Origin of the sequence: Pseudonocardia xinjiangensis (assembly GCF_050948425.1) — a bacterium.
In the GTDB taxonomy this organism is placed as follows: Bacteria; Actinomycetota; Actinomycetes; order Mycobacteriales; family Pseudonocardiaceae; genus Pseudonocardia; species Pseudonocardia xinjiangensis.
Genome location: NZ_CP192009.1, coordinates 6,445,994 through 6,466,410 on the forward strand (window position 1 = coordinate 6,445,994; position 20,417 = coordinate 6,466,410).

A 20,417-nucleotide genomic window follows, 5' to 3' on the forward strand; every position below is an offset into this window, starting at 1 on the left:
CCACGTGCCTTCACCTACCTCCAGGTCGGTCCGCGGGGAACACCTACTTGCGGGTGGTGCCCAGCGCCAGGTAGTCGAACATCTGGTAACCGTCGGTGATGAACACGTTCGTCAGGTTCGGCGGCCGGTAGAGCAGGCCCTTGGACCAGATGCCCGGCAGGATGTAGGCGTCGTCCATGACCTTCTTGTCGATGTCGACCCAGATCTTCTCCCGGGCCGTGGTGTCCGTTGTGACCAGCGCCTTGTCGAGCATCGCGTCGACCTCGGGGTCCTTGACGCCGAAGTTCGTGTTGCCCCCGGAGGCACGGATCACGCGGCTGTCGACCATCTGGGCGAGGAACCCGTAGCCGTCGGGCCAGTCGGCGGCCCAGCCGAAGACGTTCAGCCCGAGCGAGTTGGCCTTCGCGAAGTCCGGCTTGCCGGCGTAGAGCTTGGCGTAGTCACCGAGCGGGTAGGGCTTGATCTCCAGGTTGATGCCGACCTTGGCCAGCGACTGCTGCAGGGCCTCGGCCGTGGCCTTCTCCTTCGGCCGCTCGGCGCGGTAGGAGATGCCCGTGGTGAAGCCGTTCGGCTGCCCGCACTGGGCGAGCTCGTCCTTGGCCTTCGCCGCGTCACCCGCGTTGCCGGGGGTCGGGTAGGTGTCGAACTTCTCGGCACCGGGGATCACCGGAGGCAGCAGGTTGGTCGCGATCTCGCCACCGGTCGCCCCGCCGTAGGCGCGCTGGTAACCGGTCTTGTCGGCCGCGTACTCCACCGCTTTGCGGCAGTGGATGTTGTCCAGGGGTGCGACGTCGGAGTTGATCGACGTGTACCAGAGCCGCGCACTGATGGCCGAGTCGGTGTTCGCCTTGAGCGTCTGGTCGGCCAGTACCTTGCCCTGGGCGGCCGGGCCGACGCCGGTGCCTTCGATCGCGACGTCGAGGTCACCGGACTGCAGCCGGTTGTCGATGTCGTCGGAGTTCACATTGAGCGCCACCTCGATGCGGTCGGGCAGCGGCTTGCGGTTCGGGTCGGTCGCCTGGTCCCAGTTCGGGTTGCGCTTCATCGTGAAGCTCTTGCCGAGGTCGTTGGTGTCGAACATGTAGGGGCCCGTGGAGACCACGTGCTCCTTGTACTTCGACCCGGTGTCCTTGGCGACGGGAACCGGCGCGGTGCTCGGCATCTGCGCGAAGTAGTCGAACCCGCTGAACGGCTGCTTCAGGTGGAACACGATCGTCCGGTCGTCCGGGGTGTCGATCGCCTTGAGGCCCAGCTTGTTCGGGTCGGGGTCCGCGTACGGGCTCGTGTAGCCCTGCAGGTCCAGGAAGTCGTTGAAGTAGGTCGGCCCGTTCGGGAACGTGGTCTTGTCCAGCGACCGCTCGACGGCGTACTTGACGTCCTTGCTGGTGACCGGCGTGCCGTCCTCGAACTTCACGCCCTGGCGCAGCGTGTAGGTCCACGTCTTCGCGTCGTCGCTGGGCTTGCCGAGCGACTCGGCCAGGTCGGGCACGAGGGTGGCGCCGTCCTTGCCCGGGGCCGACTTGAACATCACCAGTGCACGGCTGTACAGCCGGGCGAAGTTCCACGAGTACGAGTAGTACGTGTCGGCGGGGTCCAGCGAGTCCCAGTCGCCCGAGTTGGCGTACCGGATCGTGCCGCCCGTGACGTCCGAGACGTTGTGGACGCCGCCGGCGTCGCTCCCGCCGCCACTCGACGAGCTCCCGCCCGAGCTACCGCCTCCACAGGCCGCCAGGGCCAGCGCCGAGACCGCGATGACCGCGGCCGCCGCCACTCTCCTACTTCTCACGCTTTCCGCCTACTTCTCATCGGGGAGCTCCCGGTGGTACCGGGAAATGGGATCAATTACCGCGAACGCGGATCGAGCGCGTCACGGAGGCCGTCGCCGAACAGGTTGAAGGCGAGGACCGTCACGAAGATCGCGAGCCCGGGGAAGAGCATGAAGTTCGGGGCGATCTGGAACCAGTGCGTGGCGTCCGACAGCATTCCGCCCCAGCTCGGGGTGGGGGGCCGGATACCGACCCCGAGGAACGACAGTGCGGCTTCGAACAGGATGTTCGTCGGGATCAGCAGCGTGGCGTACACCAGGATCGGCGCCACCAGGTTGGGCATCATCTCGGTGAACAGGATCCGGGGGCTGCGGGCGCCGAGGCTGCGGGCGGCGTCGACGAACTCACGCTCGCGCAGCGACAGCGTCTGGCCCCGGATGATGCGGCCGATGTAGGGCCAGCTGGAGAAGCCGATGATCACCACGATGAGCGCGATGCGCAGCGCGTCGCCCTCCAGGCCGAAGGCCTTGTCCGGGATGATGCCGGCCAGCGCGAGGGCGAACAGCAGGATCGGGAACGCCAGGAAGACGTCCATCGTGCGGCTGATCAGGGTGTCGACCCAGCCGCCGAAGTAGCCCGCCACCACACCCAGCACGGCCCCGATCAGCACCGCGAGGAGAGTGGCGAGGAACGCGATGAGCAGCGAGATCCGGGAGCCGTAGACGACCCGGCTGAAGATGTCACGCCCGTTCACCGGCTCGACCCCGAAGAGGAAGTCGTGGCTGATCCCGCCGAAGGGGCCGTTGGCCACCTGCAGGTCGGGGTCGATCTTCTCGTAGTGGAAGTCGAGCGGGGGGTGCCCCAGCAGCGCCACGATGAGCGGCGCGAAGATCGCCACGAGGACCAGCAGCACGATCACGGCCGCCCCGCCGAGCGCGACCTTGTCGCGGCGCAGGCGGCGCCACGCGATCGCGCCGAGCGACCGTCCCTGGATCGTCGTTCCCATGCCCACCGTGACGGCCTCGGGCTCGGCGTGCACCGCCGAGCCGGGTACGTCGCTGGGGGCCGTCATTGCCGCACCGGCATGCGTCCACCTTCACGTCGTTATCCAGATCGCTCCCGATTCGGGGTCGGGCGACCTGGGTTCGCGAACACTATCGGGTGAACTACCGGTGGGTACGCCTACGAACGGTAACGATTTCGTAAGCCAGTGTGGATAAACCGGACATATCTGTCGTAATTGCCTTGCCCGGCTCGCAAGAGGCCCTCAGTCGCCGAGCTGGTGCACCTTTCGGACCAGCGTCACGATCTCGTTCATCATGGCGGTGAGCCGATAGTCCTTCGGCGTGAACACCGCGGCCACGCCCTTCTCCCGCAGCGTCGCCGCGTCCTCGGGCGGGATGATGCCGCCCACCACGACCGGCACGTCGTCGGCTCCGGCGGCCCGCAGCCCCTCCACCACGGCAGGCACCACCTGCAGGTGCGAGCCGGACAGCACCGACAACCCGACGACGTGCACGTCCTCCTGCACGGCGGCTGCCACGATCTGCGCGGGCGTGAGCCGGATGCCCTGGTAGACCACCTCGAAGCCGACGTCGCGCGCACGCACGGCCACCTGCTCCGCGCCGTTGGAGTGGCCGTCGAGCCCTGGCTTGCCCACGAGCATGCGCAGCCGGGAGCCGAGCTCCTCCCCCGTGGCCCGCACGCGCTCGCGCACCACTCCGATCTCCCCGGCCGCCTCGCCGGAGGCGATCGCGGCGGACACCCCGGTGGGGGCCCGGAACTCGCCGAACGTCTCCCGCAGCACCCCGGCCCACTCCCCCGTGGTGACACCCGCCTTGGCGCAGGTGATCGAGACGTCCATGAGGTTGGTGTCGGTCTTGGCCGCGTCGCGCAGCGCGGCGAGCGCGCTCTCGACGGCCGGCGCGTCCCGGGACGCACGCCAGGCCCGGATCGCCTCGACCGCCGCGGCCTCGGTCGCCGGGTCGACCGTCTCGATCGCGGCCGCGCCATCGGCCTGCAGCGGGCTGGGCTCGGTGGTGTCGAACCTGTTCACGCCGACGACGACGTCCTCGCCCGACTCCATCCGGCGCCGCCGCTCGGCCAGCGAGCCCACCAGCCGGCCCTTCATGTAGCCGGACTCCACGGCGGCGACCGCGCCCCCCATCTCCTGCACCCGCTCGATCTCCGCGCGGGCGTCGGCCACGAGCTCGGCGACCTTCGCCTCGACCACACGGCTGCCGGCGAACAGGTCCTCGTACTCCAGCAGGTCGGTCTCGTAGGCGAGCACCTGCTGCATGCGCAGTGCCCACTGCTGGTCCCACGGCCGGGGCAGCCCCAGTGCCTCGTTCCAGGCCGGGAGCTGGATCGCGCGGGCGCGGGCGTCGCGGGAGAGCGTCACCGCGAGCATCTCCAGCACGATCCGCTGGACGTTGTTCTCCGGCTGCGCCTCGGTGAGCCCGAGCGAGTTGACCTGCACGCCGTAGCGCAGGCGCCGCTGCCTGGGGTCCTGCACGCCGTAGCGCTCCCGCGTGATGTCGTCCCAGAGCTGACCGAGGGCCCGCATCTTGCACATCTCCTCGACGAACCGCAGGCCCGCGTTGACGAAGAAGGAGATGCGCGCGACCACGTCGCCGAACCGCTCCGGCGGCACCTGGCCGGAGTCGCGCACCGCGTCCAGCACCGCCATCGCCGTGGACAGCGCGTAGGCGAGCTCCTGTGGCGGCGTGGCCCCGGCCTCCTGCAGGTGGTAGCTGCAGATGTTGATCGGGTTCCACTTCGGGATGTTGGCCACCGACCAGGCGATCATGTCGGTGATCAGGCGCATGCTCGGCGCGGGCGGGAACACGTACGTCCCGCGCGACAGGTACTCCTTCACGATGTCGTTCTGCGTGGTCCCGGCCAGGGTCGCCCGCGGGGCGTCGTGCTCGTCGGCCACCGCCACGTAGAGCGCGAGCAGCCACATGGCGGGCGCGTTGATCGTCATCGAGGTGTTGGCCTCGGCCATCGGGATGCCGTGGAACAACGCGCGCATGTCGCCGATGTGGCTCACCGGCACCCCGACCTTGCCGACCTCCCCCGTCGCCAGCTCGTCGTCGGGGTCGTAGCCGGTCTGGGTCGGCAGGTCGAACGCCACCGACAGGCCGGTCTGCCCCTTGGCGAGGTTGCGCCGGAAGAGCTCGTTGGACCGCTCCGCCGAGGAGTGCCCGGCGTAGGTCCTGATCACCCAGGGACGGTCGCGCTGACGGTCGGTCGGGTAGGGCACCGGACACCTCCGCGTCGTGGATCCGGCGGGCGGACCGGCTCAGCCTACTGGCGCGTAGCTTTCCCGAGCGGGCGAACGGCGCGGCGTCACACCGGGCAACGGTGAGGGATCGATCCAGTGTTCGTGGGGGCGCGGTTGCGGCGTCCGTGGCGCACAATGTCCGGCATGCTCGAGGGGACACCGGCCGTCGCCCTCATCGGCGCGCTGTTGATGAGTGCGGTCCTCTTCCTGGCGCTGCGCTGGACGTTCGGCACCGGCCGCAACCAGCCCGCGCCGCACCTCCCGGACCCGGACGACCCCACCGGCGACGGCCTGCTCGAGGAGGTCTCCCGGGTGCCGACGGAGGCGGCCGCCCTGGTGCTGCGGTCCCGCCTCGGCGACGCCGGCATCCGCGCGACGGTCGGCCGCGCCGACGGCGTCTACCGCCTGCTCGTCTTCCACTCGGACGCCGTCAACGCCCGGGTGGTGCTGAGCAGAGGCGCCCTCGACTGACCGTACGGCCGGGGAACCGGGCGACTCGCGCACGCGAAACGGGCGACTCGCGGGGCCGAAACGGGCGACTCGCGCGGCCGAAACGGGCGACTCGCGGGGGCCGCGCGCCGACCGTCCCGCGAGTCGCCCCGTTTCTCCCCGCGAGTCGCCCCGTTTCCGCGGGCGAGTCGCCCGCTGCGGCCTCAGACGCGGTGGTAGCGCGCGTCGAAGAAGGAGAACACGCCGTAGGCGGCCAGCCCGATGGCGACGATGATCAGCAGGTAGGGCCCGAACGGCTGGGCGGCGAGCGTCTTGAGCGCCACGTCGAGCCCGGACGCCTCGTCCGGGCGGAACCGGACGGCCGCGATCACGACGAGCACCCCGATGAGCCCGATGGTGATGCCCTTCGCGACGGAGCCGACCTGCCCGGTGCGTTCGAGGGTCTGCCGCGCGTGGCGGTCGGTCGGGGTGCTCATGTCCTCGAGGAACTTCTTCTGGTAGCCCTGGACGATCTTGACGATGCCGGCCACCAGTATCCCGAGCCCGACCGCCCCGACGATGAACTGACCGCCGGGCAGCCCGAGCACTCCGGCGGTGGCGCCCTGCTTGCCGCCCCCGCCGCCCCCGCCACCCGCAGCGGTCCTCCCCGCCAGCACGGCCAGCACCACGAAGACCACGGCGTTGCCCGCGCTCGTCACGCGCTTGCGGAGCTTCTTCTTGCTGTCGGACTCGTAGCCGAAGCCCCAGAGCGCCTGCGAGAGCCGCCACAGCGCCACGGCGACGAACCCGATGACGAGCACCCACAGCAGCACCTGGCCGAACGGCTGCTGCGCGAGGTCCTGGAACGCGCCGGTCTGGTCGGCGCGCTCACCGCTGTTGCCGAACGCGACCTGCAGGGCCAGCAACGCGATCAGGAGGTGGGTGACGCCGTAGGCCCCGATCCCCACCCTCACGCCGACCTTGAACGGCTGGCTGTCGGCAGCCTGCTTCGCGGACCGGTTGGCCGACTCGGCGGCACTCGTCATCGTTGATCCTCTCCGTACGTTCGGGCGCACCGTCGCACGGAGGTTCCCGCGCCGCAGCCGCTGCTGCTCTGTCCCCCGAATGGGCGGCGGCGAACCGCGGTCTGCAGCTACCGGGAGCGGGTCACCGGGTACTCGCCCGGCTCGACGTCTCCGAGCACCGTCATCTCGGCCGTCCGGGCGGCCTGCTCCGCACGGTGCTTCCGGACGGCCCGTACGACCAGGACGACGACCACCGCCGCGACGGCGACGCCCGTGACGGTGGGGCCGACGAGGTGGGCGGCCTGCCGCAGTGCCGCCGACGCCGCGCTCCCGAGTCCCACGTAGACCAGGCCCCAGAGCACGGCCCCCATGGCCGTGTAGCGGGCGAACCGGCGCACGGGCATCCGCAGCGTCCCGGCCAGCACGGGCACCAGCGAGTGCGCCACGGCGAGGAACCGGGAGCCCGCGATCGCCCGGCCGGTGCCGCCCTGCAGCACGGCCTCCGCGCGGGCCCAGTTGGGTTCGCCGATCCACCGGCCGGCCCGGCTGACCCGCAGCCGCGGGCCGAACCGCCGCCCGATCAGGTAGCCGCCGGTCTGCCCGACCAGGCTCGCGCCGGCGGCGACGCCCGCCAGCGCCGCGTACTCACCGGCGCTGCCCACCGTGGTGGCCGCCGCGAGCAGGACGACCTCCCCCGGCGTCACGAGGCCGATCAGCACGGTGGTCTCCAGCACCAGCAGCACGCCGACGACGGCGTAGAGCTGCCAGGCGGGCAGAGCATCGAGCATCGCGAAGAAGGAGCCGAGCCAGTCGCTGATCACCGGTCCAGAGTGGTCCGGCGGGCGCTCCACGCCCATCCGGACAACCCCTGAACACAGGTGGGGATGCCCCCCGGGTCACCCTGGGTTCGGCTCAGCGGTCGGGTTCACGCTCAACGCGCTGGATCTCGGCGCCGAGGTCCCGCAGGTTCTCCACGAACCGCGGGTAGCCGCGGTCGATGTGCTCGATGTCCCACACCTCGGTCTGCCCGTCGGCGCACAGCGCGGCGAGCACGAGTCCCGCGCCCGCCCGGATGTCGCTGGCCCAGACCGGCGCGCTGGACAGCCGCTCGACGCCCCGCACGACCGCGTGGTGGCCGTCGGTGCGTGCGTCGGCACCGAGCCGGACCATCTCGTCGACGAACCGGAACCGCGCCTCGAACACGTTCTCCGTGATCATCGACGTGCCTTCGGCGACGGCGGACAGCGCGATCGCCATGGGCTGCAGGTCGGTGGCGAAACCGGGAAAGGGCAGCGTCACGAAGTCCACGGCCCGCGGGCGCCCGTCCATCCGGACGGTGAACTCGTCGGGGCCGATCATCGTGTCGGCGCCGGCCGTGCGCAGCTTGTCGAGGACCAGGTCGATGTGGTGCGGGTCGACACCGCGCACGGTCACCTCCCCGCGGGTCATCGCGGCGGCGAACGCCCAGGTGGCACCGACGATGCGGTCACCGATCACGCGGTGCTCGGTGGGCTGCAGGCCGGTGACACCGTGCACGGTGAGCGTGGAGGTGCCGACGCCGTCGATCTTGGCGCCCATCTGCTGCAGCATCGTGCAGAGGTCGACGATCTCCGGCTCGCGGGCGGCGTTGTCGATCACCGTGGTGCCGTCTGCCAGCACGGCTGCCATCAGGATGTTCTCCGTGGCGCCGACGCTGGGGAAGTCGAGCCAGATCTGCGCCCCGCGCAGCTCCTCGGCGTGGGCGACCACCCGGCCGTGCTCGATCTCGGTGGTGGCACCGAGCTTGCGCAGCCCGGCCTGGTGCATGTCGAGCGGGCGGGAGCCGATGGCGTCACCGCCGGGCAGGGGCACGATCGCACGGCGGCACCGGGCCACCAGCGGCCCGAGCACGCAGACCGACGCGCGCAGCTTCGACACCGACCGGTAGTCGGCCTGGGCGCCGGGCTCCGCCGGAACGTCGATCGTGACGGTGTCGTGGTCGATGGTGACGGTGCAACCGAGACTGCGCAGCACATCCGCCATGAGCGGGACGTCGAGGATCTCCGGACAGTTCCGGATCCTCGTCGTCCCCTCGGCCAGCAACGCTGCTGCCATCAACTTCAGGACGCTGTTCTTCGCCCCCACCACGTCGACGGCGCCGACGAGCCGGGCGCCACCGTTTACCGCGAAATGCTCTGCCACGAGCATCGACGCTATCCCCTGGGGCCGGGGACTACGCGGTTGGCCGCGCCGACCGATCGAGCGCCACCATTGCCTGGTCCACCACGGTGGACAGCTCCTGGCGGGTCGCGCCGTCGCGGGCCTGGAGGGACATCCCGAACTGGACGGAGCTGACAAACGCTGCCAACGCGTCGATGTCGGCGCCAGGCGGCACGTCCCCGTCGGCCTGTCCCCTGGCCAACCGGTCGCGCACCTCCGCGGTGGAGGCCCGCCGTTGCTCGGCGAGGAAGTCACGGATCCCGGCGGTGCTGGGCGTGTACGTGGTGGCGGCCAGCACGATCATGCAGCCGCTCGGTTTCTCCGGGTCGGTGTAGGCCACCACGTTGGCGCGCAGGAGCGCCTCGATGCCCGCCACCGCCGTCGGCGCGTCGCACATGGCGCGCAGCGTCGGCTCGCCCTCCCGCTCCTCGTAGAGCGCCACGGCCTCCCGGAACAGTGCCTCCTTGCTGCCGAACGCCGCGTACAGGCTGGGCGGGCGGATGCCCAGCACCGTGGTCAGGTCACCGATGGACGTGCCCTCGTAGCCGTGCTCCCAGAACGTCTCCATCGCCAGGCGGAGCGCCTCGGCGCGGTCGAAACCGCGCGGCCGTCCTCGCTCCGTCATCGCCACCCTTTCTGTAGTGCTCCCTAAATATACCCCTTGACCCGAGTGGCGACCATGCTCCAGACTTCTTGAGCGACCACTACAGAATGGACTCTTCAATGACCGACCTCACCGGCCGGGTGGCCCTCGTGACCGGCGGCAGCCGCGGCATCGGGGCCGCGATCGCACTGCGGCTCGCCCGCGACGGCGCCGACGTCGCCCTCACCTACCTCACGGCACAGGAGCGCGCGACCGCAGTGGTGCGGGACATCGAGGCACTCGGCAGGCGCGGTCTCGCGGTGCGGGCCGACAGCGCCGACTCCGCCGCCGTCACGGCCGCCGTCGACCACACCGTCGAACGGCTCGGGCGCCTCGACATCCTCGTCAACAATGCGGGGGTCTTCCCGTTCGGTCCGTTCGAGAAGGTCGACGCCGACGAGCTCGACCACACCATCGCCGTGCACGTGCGGTCCGCGTTCGTGGCCGCGCAGGCCGCGTCACCGCACCTCGGTCCGGGCGGACGCATCATCAGCATCGGCAGCAACCTCGCCGAGCACGTGGGCCAGCCGGGCATCACGCTCTACGCGATGACGAAGTCGGCACTCACCGGGCTCACCCGCGGGCTGGCCCGCGAGCTCGGCCCGCGCGGCATCACCGTCAACGTCGTCCATCCCGGTTCCACCGACACCGACATGAACCCGGCCGGAGCGCCCGGAGCCGACGCCCAGCGCGCCGTCACGGCGCTCGGCCGGTTCCAGTCCGCCGACGACGTCGCCGCCACCGTGTCCCACCTGGCGGGCGAGGACGGGCGCACGATCACCGGCGCGGCCCTGCTCGTCGACTCCGGGGCGAACGCCTGACGGCGCCCGGCCACGGCGCCAGACAGGCTGGGCCGCATAGGCTGGCCCCATGGCCGTGCACCTGACCAGGATCTACACCAGGACCGGGGACGACGGCACCACCGCTCTCGGCGACTTCAGCCGCGTCCCCAAGACCGACGTCCGACTCGCCGCGTACGCCGACACCGACGAGTGCAACGCCGCGCTCGGCGTGGCGGTCACGGTCGGCGAGCTCGCCGCCGAGCTGCTGGTGCCGCTGCGTCAGGTGCAGAACGACCTCTTCGACGTGGGTGCGGACCTGTGCACGCCGATCGTCGAGAATCCGGAGTACCCGCCGCTGCGCGTCACCGAGGACTACGTCACGCGGCTGGAGGGCTGGTGCGACGAGTTCAACGAGGGGCTGGCGAAGCTCGACTCGTTCGTGCTCCCGGGTGGCACTCCCGGCGCGGCATACCTGCACGTCGCGCGCACCGTCACGCGCCGGGCCGAACGATCGGTCTGGGCCCTGCTCGAGGCAGACGCCGAGCGCACCAACCCGCTCACGGCGAAGTACCTCAACCGGCTGTCGGACCTGCTGTTCATCCTCGGCCGGGTCGCCAACCCCACCGGTGACGTGCTCTGGCAGCCGGGCGGCCCGCAGGCGCAGCGCTGAGCGTCAGGAGGCCTGGCGGTAACCGGTGCGCCCGGGTGGCGTCGCCTCCAGCCACGACAGGAACCCGGTGAGCACCCCCGGCCCCATGGCGATCTCGAGGTCCTCCCCCTGCACCCGGCAGCGCAGCACCGAGGCTGTGGGCGGCAGGAGGTAGATCTCGCCGCCGGACGGGCTGCGCCGGTCGATGATCTCGAGCTGCGTCCGGTCGACGACGGCGGTGGGCCCCAGCCGGAAGGACGTCAGGCGGAACCACGCGAGCTCGTTGCCCCGGTAGCGCCCGACACCGAAGTGCCATCCGGCGGAGTCGTCCTTCTTCTGGGAGTCGACAGCGGGGCGGCGGCGCAGAAAAACGTCCACGCCACCGCCCCGCATGAGTCGTACTCGCCGAAAGGCCAGGTATCCCAGGCCGAGACAGGCGATCAGGAGCAGGATTCCGACGACCAGCGCCATTGCTCCCAACGCGGCCCCAGCTACTCGGCCGCGCCGGCGGCTTTCAGCCGCGCGTTGGCGCGGGCAGCGGCAGCTGCACCATCCGGCTCGGACGTGTCGGCCCGATCCAGTGCGGCGCGGGCCCGGGACACGTCGATCTCCTCGGCCTTCTCGGCGAACTCGGCCAGCACCGTGACGTTGTCCGGTGTGATCGAGAGGAAGCCGCCGTGCACCGCGAGCGTGGTGGAGGTGCCGTCGGTGCCGTCGATGCGCACGACGCCTGCCTCCTCCAGCTGCGCGAGCGTGGGCTCGTGCCCCGGCAGCACCCCGATCTCGCCGACGGTGGTGCGGGCGAGCACGAAACTGGCCTGACCCGACCAGATCCGCCGCTCGACCGCGACCAGCTCTACCGTCATGTCCGCCACGGTCAGCCCTCGAGCTTCTTGCGGTTCTTGTCGAGGTCCTCGAGGCCGCCGCAGAGGAAGAACGCCTGCTCGGGGACGTCGTCGAACTCGCCCTTCGCGATCTTGTCGAAGGCCTCGATGGTCTCCTTCAGCGGCACCGTGGAGCCCGGCTGCTGGGTGAACTGCTCGGCGACCAGCAGGTTCTGCGAGAGGAACCGCTCGATGCGCCGCGCGCGGCCGACCAGCTGGCGGTCCTCCTCGGAGAGCTCGTCGATACCGAGGATCGCGATGATGTCCTGCAGGTCGGAGTACTTCTGCAGGATCCGCTTCACCTCGTTGGCGACCCGGAAGTGCTCCTCGCCGATGTACTGCGGGTCGAGGATCCGGGACGTCGACGTCAGCGGGTCGACCGCCGGGTAGATCCCCTTCTGGGAGATCGGGCGGGAGAGCTCCGTGGTGGCGTCGAGGTGCGCGAACGTGGTGGCGGGCGCCGGGTCGGTGTAGTCGTCCGCCGGCACGTAGATCGCCTGCATCGAGGTGATCGAGCGGCCACGGGTCGAGGTGATCCGCTCCTGCAGCTCGCCCATCTCGTCGGCCAGGGTGGGCTGGTATCCCACCGCGGACGGCATGCGGCCGAGCAGCGTGGAGACCTCGGAACCGGCCTGCGTGAACCGGAAGATGTTGTCGATGAAGAGCAGCACGTCCTGGTCCTGCTCGTCGCGGAAGTACTCCGCCATCGTCAGGGCGGAGAGGGCCACCCGCATACGCGTGCCGGGCGGCTCGTCCATCTGACCGAACACCAGCGCGGTGTTCTCGATGACACCGCTCTCGGTCATCTCCGTGATGAGGTCGTTGCCCTCACGGGTGCGCTCACCCACGCCGGCGAACACCGAGGTGCCACCGAAGTTCTGGGCGACGCGCTGGATCATCTCCTGGATGAGCACGGTCTTGCCCACGCCCGCGCCGCCGAACAGGCCGATCTTTCCGCCGACCACGTACGGGGTGAGCAGGTCCAGCACCTTGATGCCGGTCTCCAGCATCTCGGTGCGGCCCTCGAGCTTGTCGAAGGTCGGAGCCTGCCGGTGGATGCCCCACAGGTCGCCGGTGATCTCCAGGTCGGGCTTGTCCAGGCACTCCCCGAGCGCGTTGAACACGTGGCCCTTGACCTGGTCGCCGACCGGCACCGAGATCGGCCGGCCGAGGTCGGTGACCTCCTGGCCGCGGACGAGTCCGTCGGTGGGCTGCATGGAGATGGTGCGCACCAGGTTGTCGCCGAGGTGCTGGGCGATCTCCAGGGTCAGCGTCTTGGCGAGGTCACCGATCGAGACCTCGACGGTGAGCGCGCTGTAGAGCTCCGGCACCTCGTTCCGCGGGAACTCGACGTCGACGACCGGACCGGTGACCCTCACTACCCGCCCGGTCCTGGCCTGTGTCGGAGCGGATGGGGCGCTGGCATCAGCGGTGGCGGTCATCAGTTCTCACTTCCTACGCTCACGAGAGCGTCGGCACCACCGACGATCTCACTGATCTCCTGGGTGATCTGTGCCTGACGGGCCTGGTTGGCCTCCAGTGTCAGGGTACGGATCAGTTCGTTCGCGTTGTCCGTTGCGGCCTTCATCGCCCGCTGGCGAGCGGCCGACTCCGACGCTGCCGACTCGAGCAGGGCCGCGAACAACCGGGCCCCGACGTACTTGGGCAGCAGTGCATCGAACAGTGTCTCGGCGTCCGGCTCGAACTCGTACAGGGAGCGGACTTCGGAAGCGGCCTGGCTCGCCGTCTCCTCCGCGGAGCGTCCGACGTTCTCGCCCTCGGCGATCCGCTCGGTCTCGCTCCCCGCGTACTCGACCTCCATGGGCGCCATCCGCCGCGCCTGCGGCGTCTGGGTGACCATGTTCTGGAACTGCGTGTACACGAGGTGCAGCTCGTCGACCGGCTGCACGCCGTCCGTGTCCCGTTCGCCGTCGGTGCCCTCGGCACCCTGCTCACCGTCGGAGTCGTTCACGCCGGCCATGAAGGCCGCGACGAGCGTGCGGGCCACCTCCGCAGCGTCGGCGTAGCTCGGCTGCTCGGAGAACCCCGTCCAGGACGCCTCGACCTTGCGGCGGCGGAACCGGAAGTAGTTCACGCCCTTGCGACCGATGACGTAGAGCACCGGCTCCTTGCCCTGCTCACGGAGCAACGACTGCAGCTGCTCCGCCTCCTTGAGCACGTTGGCGTTGTAGCCGCCGGCCTGGCCACGGTCGCTGGTGACCACCAGCACCGCGGCGCGGGTGGCGTTCTCCCGCTCGACCAGCAGCGGATGGTCCAGCGCCGAGTTGTTGGCCAGCTCGGTGAGGACCGCCGTCATCTGCTCGGCGTAGGGCTTGGCCTCGTCGACCCGGGCACGGGCCTTCGCGATCCGGGAGGTCGCGATCAGCTCCATCGCCCGAGTGATCTTCTTGATGGACTGCGTCGACCGGATCCGCCGCCGCAGCACGCGAATCTGTGCCGCCATTGATCTACTCGCCTACTCTGAGGAGCTGCCGGCCGGAGCAGGCTTGTTGACCTTGACCTTCTCGCGGTCGACATCTTCCTCGTCGAGCGCCTCGGCCTGGGCTTCCTTCGGCACCACCGACGACCCGTCGGACGCGGTGAAGTTCTCCTTGAACTCCTTCACGACGCCGGCGATGCGGTCGGCCAGCTCGTCGGACAGCTTGCCGGTGTCGCGGATCTCGCCGAGGATGCCCTCCTGGTTGCGCCGCACGTGGTCGAGGAACTCCGACTCGAAGCGGCGGATGTCGCCCACCGGCACCGAGTCGAGGTGACCACGGGTGCCGAGGAAGATCGAGACGACCTGCTCCTCGACCGGCTGCGGCTGGTACTGCCCCTGCTTGAGCAGCTCCACCAGCCGACCACCGCGCCCGAGCGCAGCGGCCGAGGCGGCGTCGAGGTCGGAACCGAACGCGGCGAACGCCTCCAGCTCGCGGTACTGCGACAGGTCGAGGCGCAGCGATCCGGAGACCGTCTTCATCGCCTTGATCTGGGCGTCACCACCGACCCGGGAGACCGAGATACCGACGTTGATCGCCGGCCGGACGCCCTGGTTGAACAGGTCCGACTCGAGGAACACCTGGCCGTCGGTGATCGAGATGACGTTGGTGGGGATGTAGGCCGAGACGTCGTTGGCCTTCGTCTCGATGATCGGCAGGCCCGTCATCGACCCCGCGCCGAGCTCGTCGGACAGCTTCGCGCAGCGCTCCAGCAGCCGGGAGTGCAAGTAGAAGACGTCGCCCGGGTAGGCCTCGCGGCCCGGCGGGCGGCGCAGCAGCAGCGAGATCGCGCGGTAGGCCTCGGCCTGCTTCGACAGGTCGTCGAAGACGATCAGGACGTGGTTGCCCTGGTACATCCAGTGCTGGCCCAGCGCAGAACCGGTGTAGGGCGCGAGCCACTTGAAGCCGGCGGGGTCGTTGGCCGGGGACGCGACGATCGTCGTGTACTCCAGCGCGCCCGCGTCCTCCAGCGACTGCCGGATACCGGCGATCGTGGAGCCCTTCTGCCCGATCGCGACGTAGATGCAGCGCACCTGCTGCTTCGGGTCGCCGCTGGCCCAGTTCTGCTTCTGGTTGATGATCGTGTCGACGCAGACCGCGGTCTTGCCGGTCTTGCGGTCACCGATGATCAGCTGGCGCTGGCCGCGGCCGATCGGCGTCATGGCATCGATGGCCTTGATGCCGGTCTGCAGCGGCTCGCTGACGCCCTGGCGCTGCATCACGGACGCGGCCTGCAGCTCGAGCACACGCTGCGTCTCGGCCTCGATGTCACCGAGCCCGTCCAGCGGGTTGCCCAGGGGGTCGATGACCCGGCCGAGGAAGTTGTCCCCGACCGGCACGGAGAGGATGTTGCCGGTGCGCTTGACCGGCTGGCCCTCCTCGATGTGGGCGTAGTCGCCCAGGATCACCGCGCCGATCTCGTGGACGTCGAGGTTCAGGGCGACACCCAGCACGCCACCGGGGAACTCGAGGAGTTCGTTGGTCATCGCCGAAGGCAGGCCCTCGACGTGGGCGATGCCGTCGCCGGTGTCGGAGACGTGTCCCACCTCTTCGCGGGAGGTCTCCGTCTCCAGCGAGGAGACGTAGCTGGAGATCGCACTCCGGATCTCCTCGGAGGAGATCGTCAGCTCTGTCATGGCTGTCGTCTGTTCCTTCTTTTCGGTCGGTTAAACGTCTCTGGGCGGGGGTCAGCTCGGCAGTGTGCGCCGCGCGGCGGCCAGCTTGCCCGCGACGCTGCCGTCGATGACCTCGCCGCCGACCTGCACGACCAGTCCGCCCAGCAGGCGCTCGTCCAGCTCGACCTGCAGGGAGATCGGCCGTCCGTAGAGCCGACCCAACGAGTCGGTGAGCTTCTGTTCCTGCACCCGCGTGAGCGCAATCGGTGTGGTGACCCGCGCGACCGACCGGTCGCGGCGCTCCGCCGCCATCTCCGCCAGCTCTTCGGCCACGACGTCCAGGTGCCTGCTGCGGGGCAGCCGCACGGTCTGACGCAGCAGCGAGGCCGCGACCGGGGAGACCCGCTTGCCGATCACCTGGTCGAGCAGCGTGATGCGGCCGTCGGCCGGCGTGCTCGCGTCGGAGAGCAGCGTGTTCAGCTCGGGCTCGCGGTCGAGGATCCGACCGAACCGGAACAGCTCGTCCTCGACGTCGTCGAGCTTGCCGTTCTTCTCGGCCACGGCGAGCGTGGCCTGGCGGGCGAGCGTCTCCGTGGCGCCGACCAGGTCGGACGCCTGTGACCAGCGGGAGGTCACCAGCAGTTTCACGAAGTCCAGTGCGGACTCCGACAGCTGCCCGCCGAGCACCTGCTCGGCGAGCCCCGCGCGTGCCGACTCCGGAGTGGAGGGGTCGGCGAGGATGCGCCGCAGTGCCCTCTCCCCGGCGACGAGCCGCGTGAACGCGAACAGCTCGTCGCCCAGGGTGGTGAGCGCGCGGGCGTCGGCGCTGTCCACGTAGGCGTTCAGCCGGCCGAGGGCCGCAGCCATCGCCTCCCGGCTGGCCGCCTGCAGGACGGTGGCCATCAGCTCGCCCCGCTCGCCGGGGTGGCCTCACGGCGCTCCGCGAGACCGTCGAGCTCGGACAGGAACGCGTCGACGGTGGACGAGCGGCGCGCGTCGTCGGCGAGCGAGTCGCCGATGATGCGCTCGGCCAGCTGCACGGACAGCCCGCCGATCTCCCCACGGAGCTGGCGCACCACCTGCTCCCGCTGCGCGGCGATCTGCTCCTCGCCCCGCTGGCGGATGCGAGCGGCCTCCTCCTCGGCCTGGGCCCGCAGCTCGGCCTTGATCTGCTGGCCCTCGGCACGAGCGTCGTCGCGGATGCGAGCGGCCTCGGCGCGCAGCCCGGCGAGCTGCTCCTCGTACTGCCGCTTGAGGTCGTCCGCCTGCTGCTGAGCCTCCTCGGCCCGCTTCAGCCCACCCTCGATCTTGTCCTTGCGGTCGGCGTAGACCCGCTCGAACTGCGGGAAGGCCGTGCGCCGCAGGAGCAGGTACAGCAAGCCGAACGCGATCAGGCCGACGATGATCTCGACGGGATGCGGAGTGAGGGGGTTCAACTCCTCGGCCGCAATCACGGTGTTCATGGGATGTGTCTCCTCGCCTTGCCGGCGCTCGGCATGTAACTAGAGGGCGAACGCGAGCACGAGGCCCAGGATCGCCAGCGCCTCGGACAGCGCGAACCCGATGAACGCGATGCCCTGCAGCTGTCCGCGAGCCTCCGGCTGGCGGGCAACGCCGTTGATGAAGGCAGCGAAGACGATGCCGACGCCGATACCCGGGCCGATGGCGGACAGGCCGTACCCGATGACGTTCAGGTTACCGGTGACCATTGCACTTTCCTTTCGTCCGGTCCGCGGTACGTCCCGCGGACCCGTCAGTTCGTGGGGCGGGACGACCTAGTGGTCGTCGGCGAGCACGGCGCCGATGTAGGAAGCGGTGAGGATCGTGAAGATGTAGGCCTGCACGACCTGCACGAAGGCCTCGAAGAACGTGAAGACGATGCCGAGACCGAAGGCAGCCGGGGAAAGGATCGCAAGGCCGATCGACTGCGAGTGGAGCAGCATGTACTCGCCGCCGAGGATGAACACCAGCAGCAGCAGGTGGCCGGCGAACATGTTGCCGAACAGTCGCAGCGACAGCGTGACCGGACGCAGCAGGATGTTGGACAGGAACTCGATCGGCGTGAGCACGATCCGCACCCACCACGGCACGTCCGGCGGCCAGGTCGAGATCCGCAGATACCCGACGAAGCCGTGCTTGCGGAGGCCGATGATGTTGTACATCAGCCACACGATGCCGGCGAGGGCGTAGGGCATACCCGGGTGCGCGAACGTGGGGAACTGGATGAACGGAACGATCCCGAACAGGTTGTTCACCAGGATGAAGGCGAACAGCGTGGTGAGGAACGGGACGTACTTGAGGAACTCCGGCCCGATGTTGTCGCGAGCGATGCTGTTCCGCACGATGCCGTGGAAGGACTCGCCGAGGAACTGCGATTTGCTCGGCACCAGCTGCGGACGCCGCGCGGTGTAGGCGAAGAACGCGTACACGATGATCGCCGCGAGCACGAGCTCCAGCACCGGCTTCGTCACAGGACCGAAGATCGGAGGCAGCTGGAAGTCGGCAACACCCGGTGACTCGAAGCCCGGATTAGGGCCCGGGGGTGGTGGGGCGGTGGCCAGGATGGTCACCCAATGCTCCTTCCGGTTCCGTCGACCGGGCGGTCCGGGTCGGCAGAATCGTGACGATCAGGACTTAACGTACCTGATGTAGATCAAGTACATCGAGGCCGCCCCGCCGAACAGCAAACCGACCGGCGTGAACACTCGTGTACCCAGCAGTGCGTCCAGCCCCCACCCGATCCCTCCGAAGAGGAGGAAACCGGACAGCAGGTAGGACAGAGCGGTCCACGCGTCGCCCGGGGGTGGCGGTTCAGTGCCGCCCCCACGCGACTGGCCCGGCTCCATTGCAGTGGACCATATCAGGAGTGTTAGCGCCGGTTTACCAGGGATGACCTCGACGGACGACCGTTCGTCGCAGCCGGCCCTACTCCGGTGTCCCGGAAGCGACGCCGACATGGCTCTATCGCGTGTAGAACCTTAACGATGAGTGACCTGCACCTCAGAGAGACGCTCGTCACACCATCGTGTCACCCGGTCCGGTGACGGTCAGAGATCCACCGCGGGGATGCGGGTGCGCACGAAGCCGATCACCTCACCGGCGATCCACGCCGCCGTCACGGCGAGCATCGTGAACGCGAACGCCTGGTTGTCGAACAGCGTGGTGCCCCGGAAGAGCAGCAGGAACACCAGGAGGAACGCGATCTTCCCGGTGAAGGCGGTCATCGCCCCGATCATCACCCCGGCAGGCGTGGCCCTGGCCGTCTTCGCCATTACGAACGTGCCGAGCCAGCCCAGCGCGATGGCGATCACGCCCCCGACCACCGCGCCGACCGCCCCCGGCGTGCCGCGCAGCACCAACGCGACGACGATCGCCACCACGGCGACGACCACCGAGAGGATCGCGGCGGTGCGCTGCATGGCGGCCGCCAGCTTGAGCACCGAGGCGACGTGCGGAGCGTCCTTCACCGGGGGGTCCGGGTCTGTCATCTGGCCCTCACTCTCGGGATGGCGGTGGCGAGCACGGCCACGACGAGGCCGATCCCCACCGCCCACAACACGATGGACGGGTCGTCGATCAGCGCCAGCGCCACCGCGCCGAACGCCAGCACACCGGCCCACAGGTAGATCAGCAGAACCGCCCGCCGCTGGCTGTGGCCGATCTCGAGCAGCCGGTGATGCAGGTGCATCTTGTCGGGCGAGAACGGGCTCATGCCCTTGCGGGTGCGCCGGACCACCGCCATCAGCAGGTCCAGCAGCGGGACGAACACCACCGCGGCGAGCACCAGGAGCGGCGCGAACAGGGCCAGCACGTCGCTGCCGTCGGCGCCGATGATCGAGATCTTCCCCGACGCGCTCGTGGTGGCGGCGGCGAGCAGCAGGCCGATGAGCATCGACCCCGAGTCGCCCATGAAGATGCGGGCCGGGTTGAAGTTGTGGGGCAGGAAGCCGAGGCACGCGCCGCCGAGCACGGCCGCGATGAGAGCGGGCGAGTACGCCGACGGGTCGTTGCCCACCCGCTGCACCAGCCCGATCGCGAACAGGCCCGTGGCGGCCGCGGCGATCAGGCCGATGCCGGCCGCCAGCCCGTCGAGGCCGTCGACGAAGTTCATCGCGTTCACCAGCGCCACCGTGACCAGCACGGTGAGCACCACGCCCTGCTCCTGACCGAGGATCAGCAGCGACCCGGAGATCCCCGTGCCCCCGCCGCCCCACGGGACGTAGAACACCGTCCACTGCACGCCGAAGATCACCAGGATGCCGGCCGCGGTGGTCTGGCCGGCGAACTTCGTGAGCGCATCGAGCTCGTACCGGTCGTCGAGTGCGCCGACAGCGGCCAACAGGACCGCGGCGCCGAACACCCCGAGCATCTCGTAGGCGTTGTTGTCGAACGCCAGCCGCAGCGCGGGTAGCTGGTAGGCCATCCCGACCCCGGCCAGCACACCGCCGAGCATCGCCAGCCCACCCCACCGGGGCGTCGGCGTCACGTGCACGTCGCGGCCGCGGGGCCAGGCCACGGCGCCGAGACGCAGCGCCAGCACCCGTACCGGGCCCACGAGCAGGAACGTGACCACTGCCGCCGTCAGTCCCGTGAGCAGGTACTCCCGGATGGGTAGGACGAACGTGGGGACCACGACGATC

Annotated in this window: 21 protein-coding genes; 3 read left to right on the plus strand and 18 right to left on the minus strand. The window is 69.9% G+C overall.

The genetic code is table 11. From position 1 onward, the window contains the following. Positions 1-43: 43 nt before the first annotated feature. From ACQPZA_RS30320 to ACQPZA_RS30330, 3 genes are all read right to left on the minus strand, one after another. Entirely contained in the window at positions 44-1,786 is a 1,743-nt protein-coding gene (locus tag ACQPZA_RS30320) for an ABC transporter substrate-binding protein (protein ID WP_433275520.1), read from the minus strand. 56 nt (positions 1,787-1,842) lie between these two features. After that, on the minus strand, positions 1,843-2,838 hold the full coding sequence (locus ACQPZA_RS30325; protein ID WP_433275521.1) for an ABC transporter permease: 996 nt from the start codon (positions 2,836-2,838) through the stop codon (positions 1,843-1,845). A 195-nt stretch (positions 2,839-3,033) separates the two neighbouring features. Further along, positions 3,034-5,031 carry a protein meaA gene (locus ACQPZA_RS30330; protein WP_433275522.1) on the minus strand — a complete coding sequence of 666 codons (1,998 nt, stop codon included), beginning with the start codon at positions 5,029-5,031 and terminating at the stop codon, positions 3,034-3,036. Between the two features lie 165 nt (positions 5,032-5,196). Between ACQPZA_RS30330 and ACQPZA_RS30335 the strand changes: the two genes are divergently transcribed. Next, positions 5,197-5,523 carry a hypothetical protein gene (locus ACQPZA_RS30335; protein ID WP_433275523.1) on the plus strand — a complete coding sequence of 109 codons (327 nt, stop codon included), beginning with the start codon at positions 5,197-5,199 and terminating at the stop codon, positions 5,521-5,523. A gap of 182 nt (positions 5,524-5,705) precedes the next feature. Here ACQPZA_RS30335 and ACQPZA_RS30340 read toward each other — a convergent pair whose 3' ends face one another. From ACQPZA_RS30340 to ACQPZA_RS30355, 4 genes are all read right to left on the minus strand, one after another. Continuing rightward, positions 5,706-6,527, minus strand: a complete 822-nt coding sequence (locus ACQPZA_RS30340) for a DUF1206 domain-containing protein (protein WP_433275524.1) — start codon at positions 6,525-6,527, stop codon at positions 5,706-5,708. Positions 6,528-6,634: 107 nt separating this feature from the next. Beyond that, on the minus strand, positions 6,635-7,327 hold the full coding sequence (locus ACQPZA_RS30345) for a DedA family protein (protein WP_433275525.1): 693 nt from the start codon (positions 7,325-7,327) through the stop codon (positions 6,635-6,637). Positions 7,328-7,418: 91 nt separating this feature from the next. Then, positions 7,419-8,687: a UDP-N-acetylglucosamine 1-carboxyvinyltransferase gene (gene murA, locus ACQPZA_RS30350; RefSeq protein WP_169398755.1), complete on the minus strand. Its 1,269-nt coding sequence runs from the start codon at positions 8,685-8,687 to the stop codon at positions 7,419-7,421. 31 nt (positions 8,688-8,718) lie between these two features. Further along, the gene (locus ACQPZA_RS30355; protein ID WP_433275526.1) at positions 8,719-9,330 is read right to left on the minus strand and encodes a TetR/AcrR family transcriptional regulator; all 612 of its coding nucleotides are present in this window, start codon (positions 9,328-9,330) and stop codon (positions 8,719-8,721) included. Between the two features lie 98 nt (positions 9,331-9,428). On the opposite strand from ACQPZA_RS30355, the gene ACQPZA_RS30360 reads away from it, so the two are divergent. Together ACQPZA_RS30360 and ACQPZA_RS30365 are read left to right on the plus strand one after the other, a co-directional pair. Next, positions 9,429-10,169 (plus strand): SDR family NAD(P)-dependent oxidoreductase, encoded by a 741-nt coding sequence (locus ACQPZA_RS30360; RefSeq protein ID WP_433275527.1) that lies wholly within the window; start codon positions 9,429-9,431, stop codon positions 10,167-10,169. Positions 10,170-10,218: 49 nt separating this feature from the next. Further along, positions 10,219-10,800, plus strand: coding sequence for a cob(I)yrinic acid a,c-diamide adenosyltransferase (locus ACQPZA_RS30365; protein ID WP_433275528.1), 582 nt, complete (start codon positions 10,219-10,221; stop codon positions 10,798-10,800). 3 nt (positions 10,801-10,803) lie between these two features. On the opposite strand, the gene ACQPZA_RS30370 is transcribed toward ACQPZA_RS30365, so the two are convergent. The 11 genes from ACQPZA_RS30370 to ACQPZA_RS30420 form a co-directional block, all read right to left on the minus strand. Further along, positions 10,804-11,250 (minus strand): DUF2550 domain-containing protein, encoded by a 447-nt coding sequence (locus ACQPZA_RS30370; protein WP_433275529.1) that lies wholly within the window; start codon positions 11,248-11,250, stop codon positions 10,804-10,806. Between the two features lie 20 nt (positions 11,251-11,270). Continuing rightward, positions 11,271-11,645: a F0F1 ATP synthase subunit epsilon gene (locus ACQPZA_RS30375; RefSeq protein ID WP_433275530.1), complete on the minus strand. Its 375-nt coding sequence runs from the start codon at positions 11,643-11,645 to the stop codon at positions 11,271-11,273. Between the two features lie 11 nt (positions 11,646-11,656). Further along, complete coding sequence (gene atpD / locus ACQPZA_RS30380) at positions 11,657-13,105, minus strand: F0F1 ATP synthase subunit beta (RefSeq protein ID WP_169398746.1); 1,449 nt, start codon at positions 13,103-13,105, stop codon at positions 11,657-11,659. After that, positions 13,105-14,127 (minus strand): F0F1 ATP synthase subunit gamma, encoded by a 1,023-nt coding sequence (locus ACQPZA_RS30385; RefSeq protein WP_433275531.1) that lies wholly within the window; start codon positions 14,125-14,127, stop codon positions 13,105-13,107. Before ACQPZA_RS30385 ends, atpD begins: the two co-directional genes overlap by 1 nt. Before the next feature lie 12 nt (positions 14,128-14,139). After that, a complete protein-coding gene (gene atpA / locus ACQPZA_RS30390) occupies positions 14,140-15,798 on the minus strand; it encodes a F0F1 ATP synthase subunit alpha (protein WP_169398744.1) in 1,659 nt (552 codons plus the stop codon). 51 nt (positions 15,799-15,849) lie between these two features. Next, the gene (locus tag ACQPZA_RS30395) at positions 15,850-16,680 is read right to left on the minus strand and encodes a F0F1 ATP synthase subunit delta (protein ID WP_433275532.1); all 831 of its coding nucleotides are present in this window, start codon (positions 16,678-16,680) and stop codon (positions 15,850-15,852) included. After that, on the minus strand, positions 16,680-17,240 hold the full coding sequence (locus tag ACQPZA_RS30400) for a F0F1 ATP synthase subunit B (protein ID WP_433275533.1): 561 nt from the start codon (positions 17,238-17,240) through the stop codon (positions 16,680-16,682). Before ACQPZA_RS30400 ends, ACQPZA_RS30395 begins: the two co-directional genes overlap by 1 nt. Positions 17,241-17,279: 39 nt before the next feature. Next, positions 17,280-17,486: an ATP synthase F0 subunit C gene (gene atpE / locus ACQPZA_RS30405; RefSeq protein ID WP_433275534.1), complete on the minus strand. Its 207-nt coding sequence runs from the start codon at positions 17,484-17,486 to the stop codon at positions 17,280-17,282. Between the two features lie 66 nt (positions 17,487-17,552). Continuing rightward, on the minus strand, positions 17,553-18,347 hold the full coding sequence (atpB, locus tag ACQPZA_RS30410) for a F0F1 ATP synthase subunit A (RefSeq protein WP_433275535.1): 795 nt from the start codon (positions 18,345-18,347) through the stop codon (positions 17,553-17,555). A gap of 477 nt (positions 18,348-18,824) precedes the next feature. Further along, positions 18,825-19,265: a hypothetical protein gene (locus ACQPZA_RS30415; protein WP_433275536.1), complete on the minus strand. Its 441-nt coding sequence runs from the start codon at positions 19,263-19,265 to the stop codon at positions 18,825-18,827. Beyond that, complete coding sequence (locus ACQPZA_RS30420) at positions 19,262-20,410, minus strand: glycosyltransferase family 4 protein (RefSeq protein WP_169398738.1); 1,149 nt, start codon at positions 20,408-20,410, stop codon at positions 19,262-19,264. Before ACQPZA_RS30420 ends, ACQPZA_RS30415 begins: the two co-directional genes overlap by 4 nt. Positions 20,411-20,417: the final 7 nt, after the last annotated feature.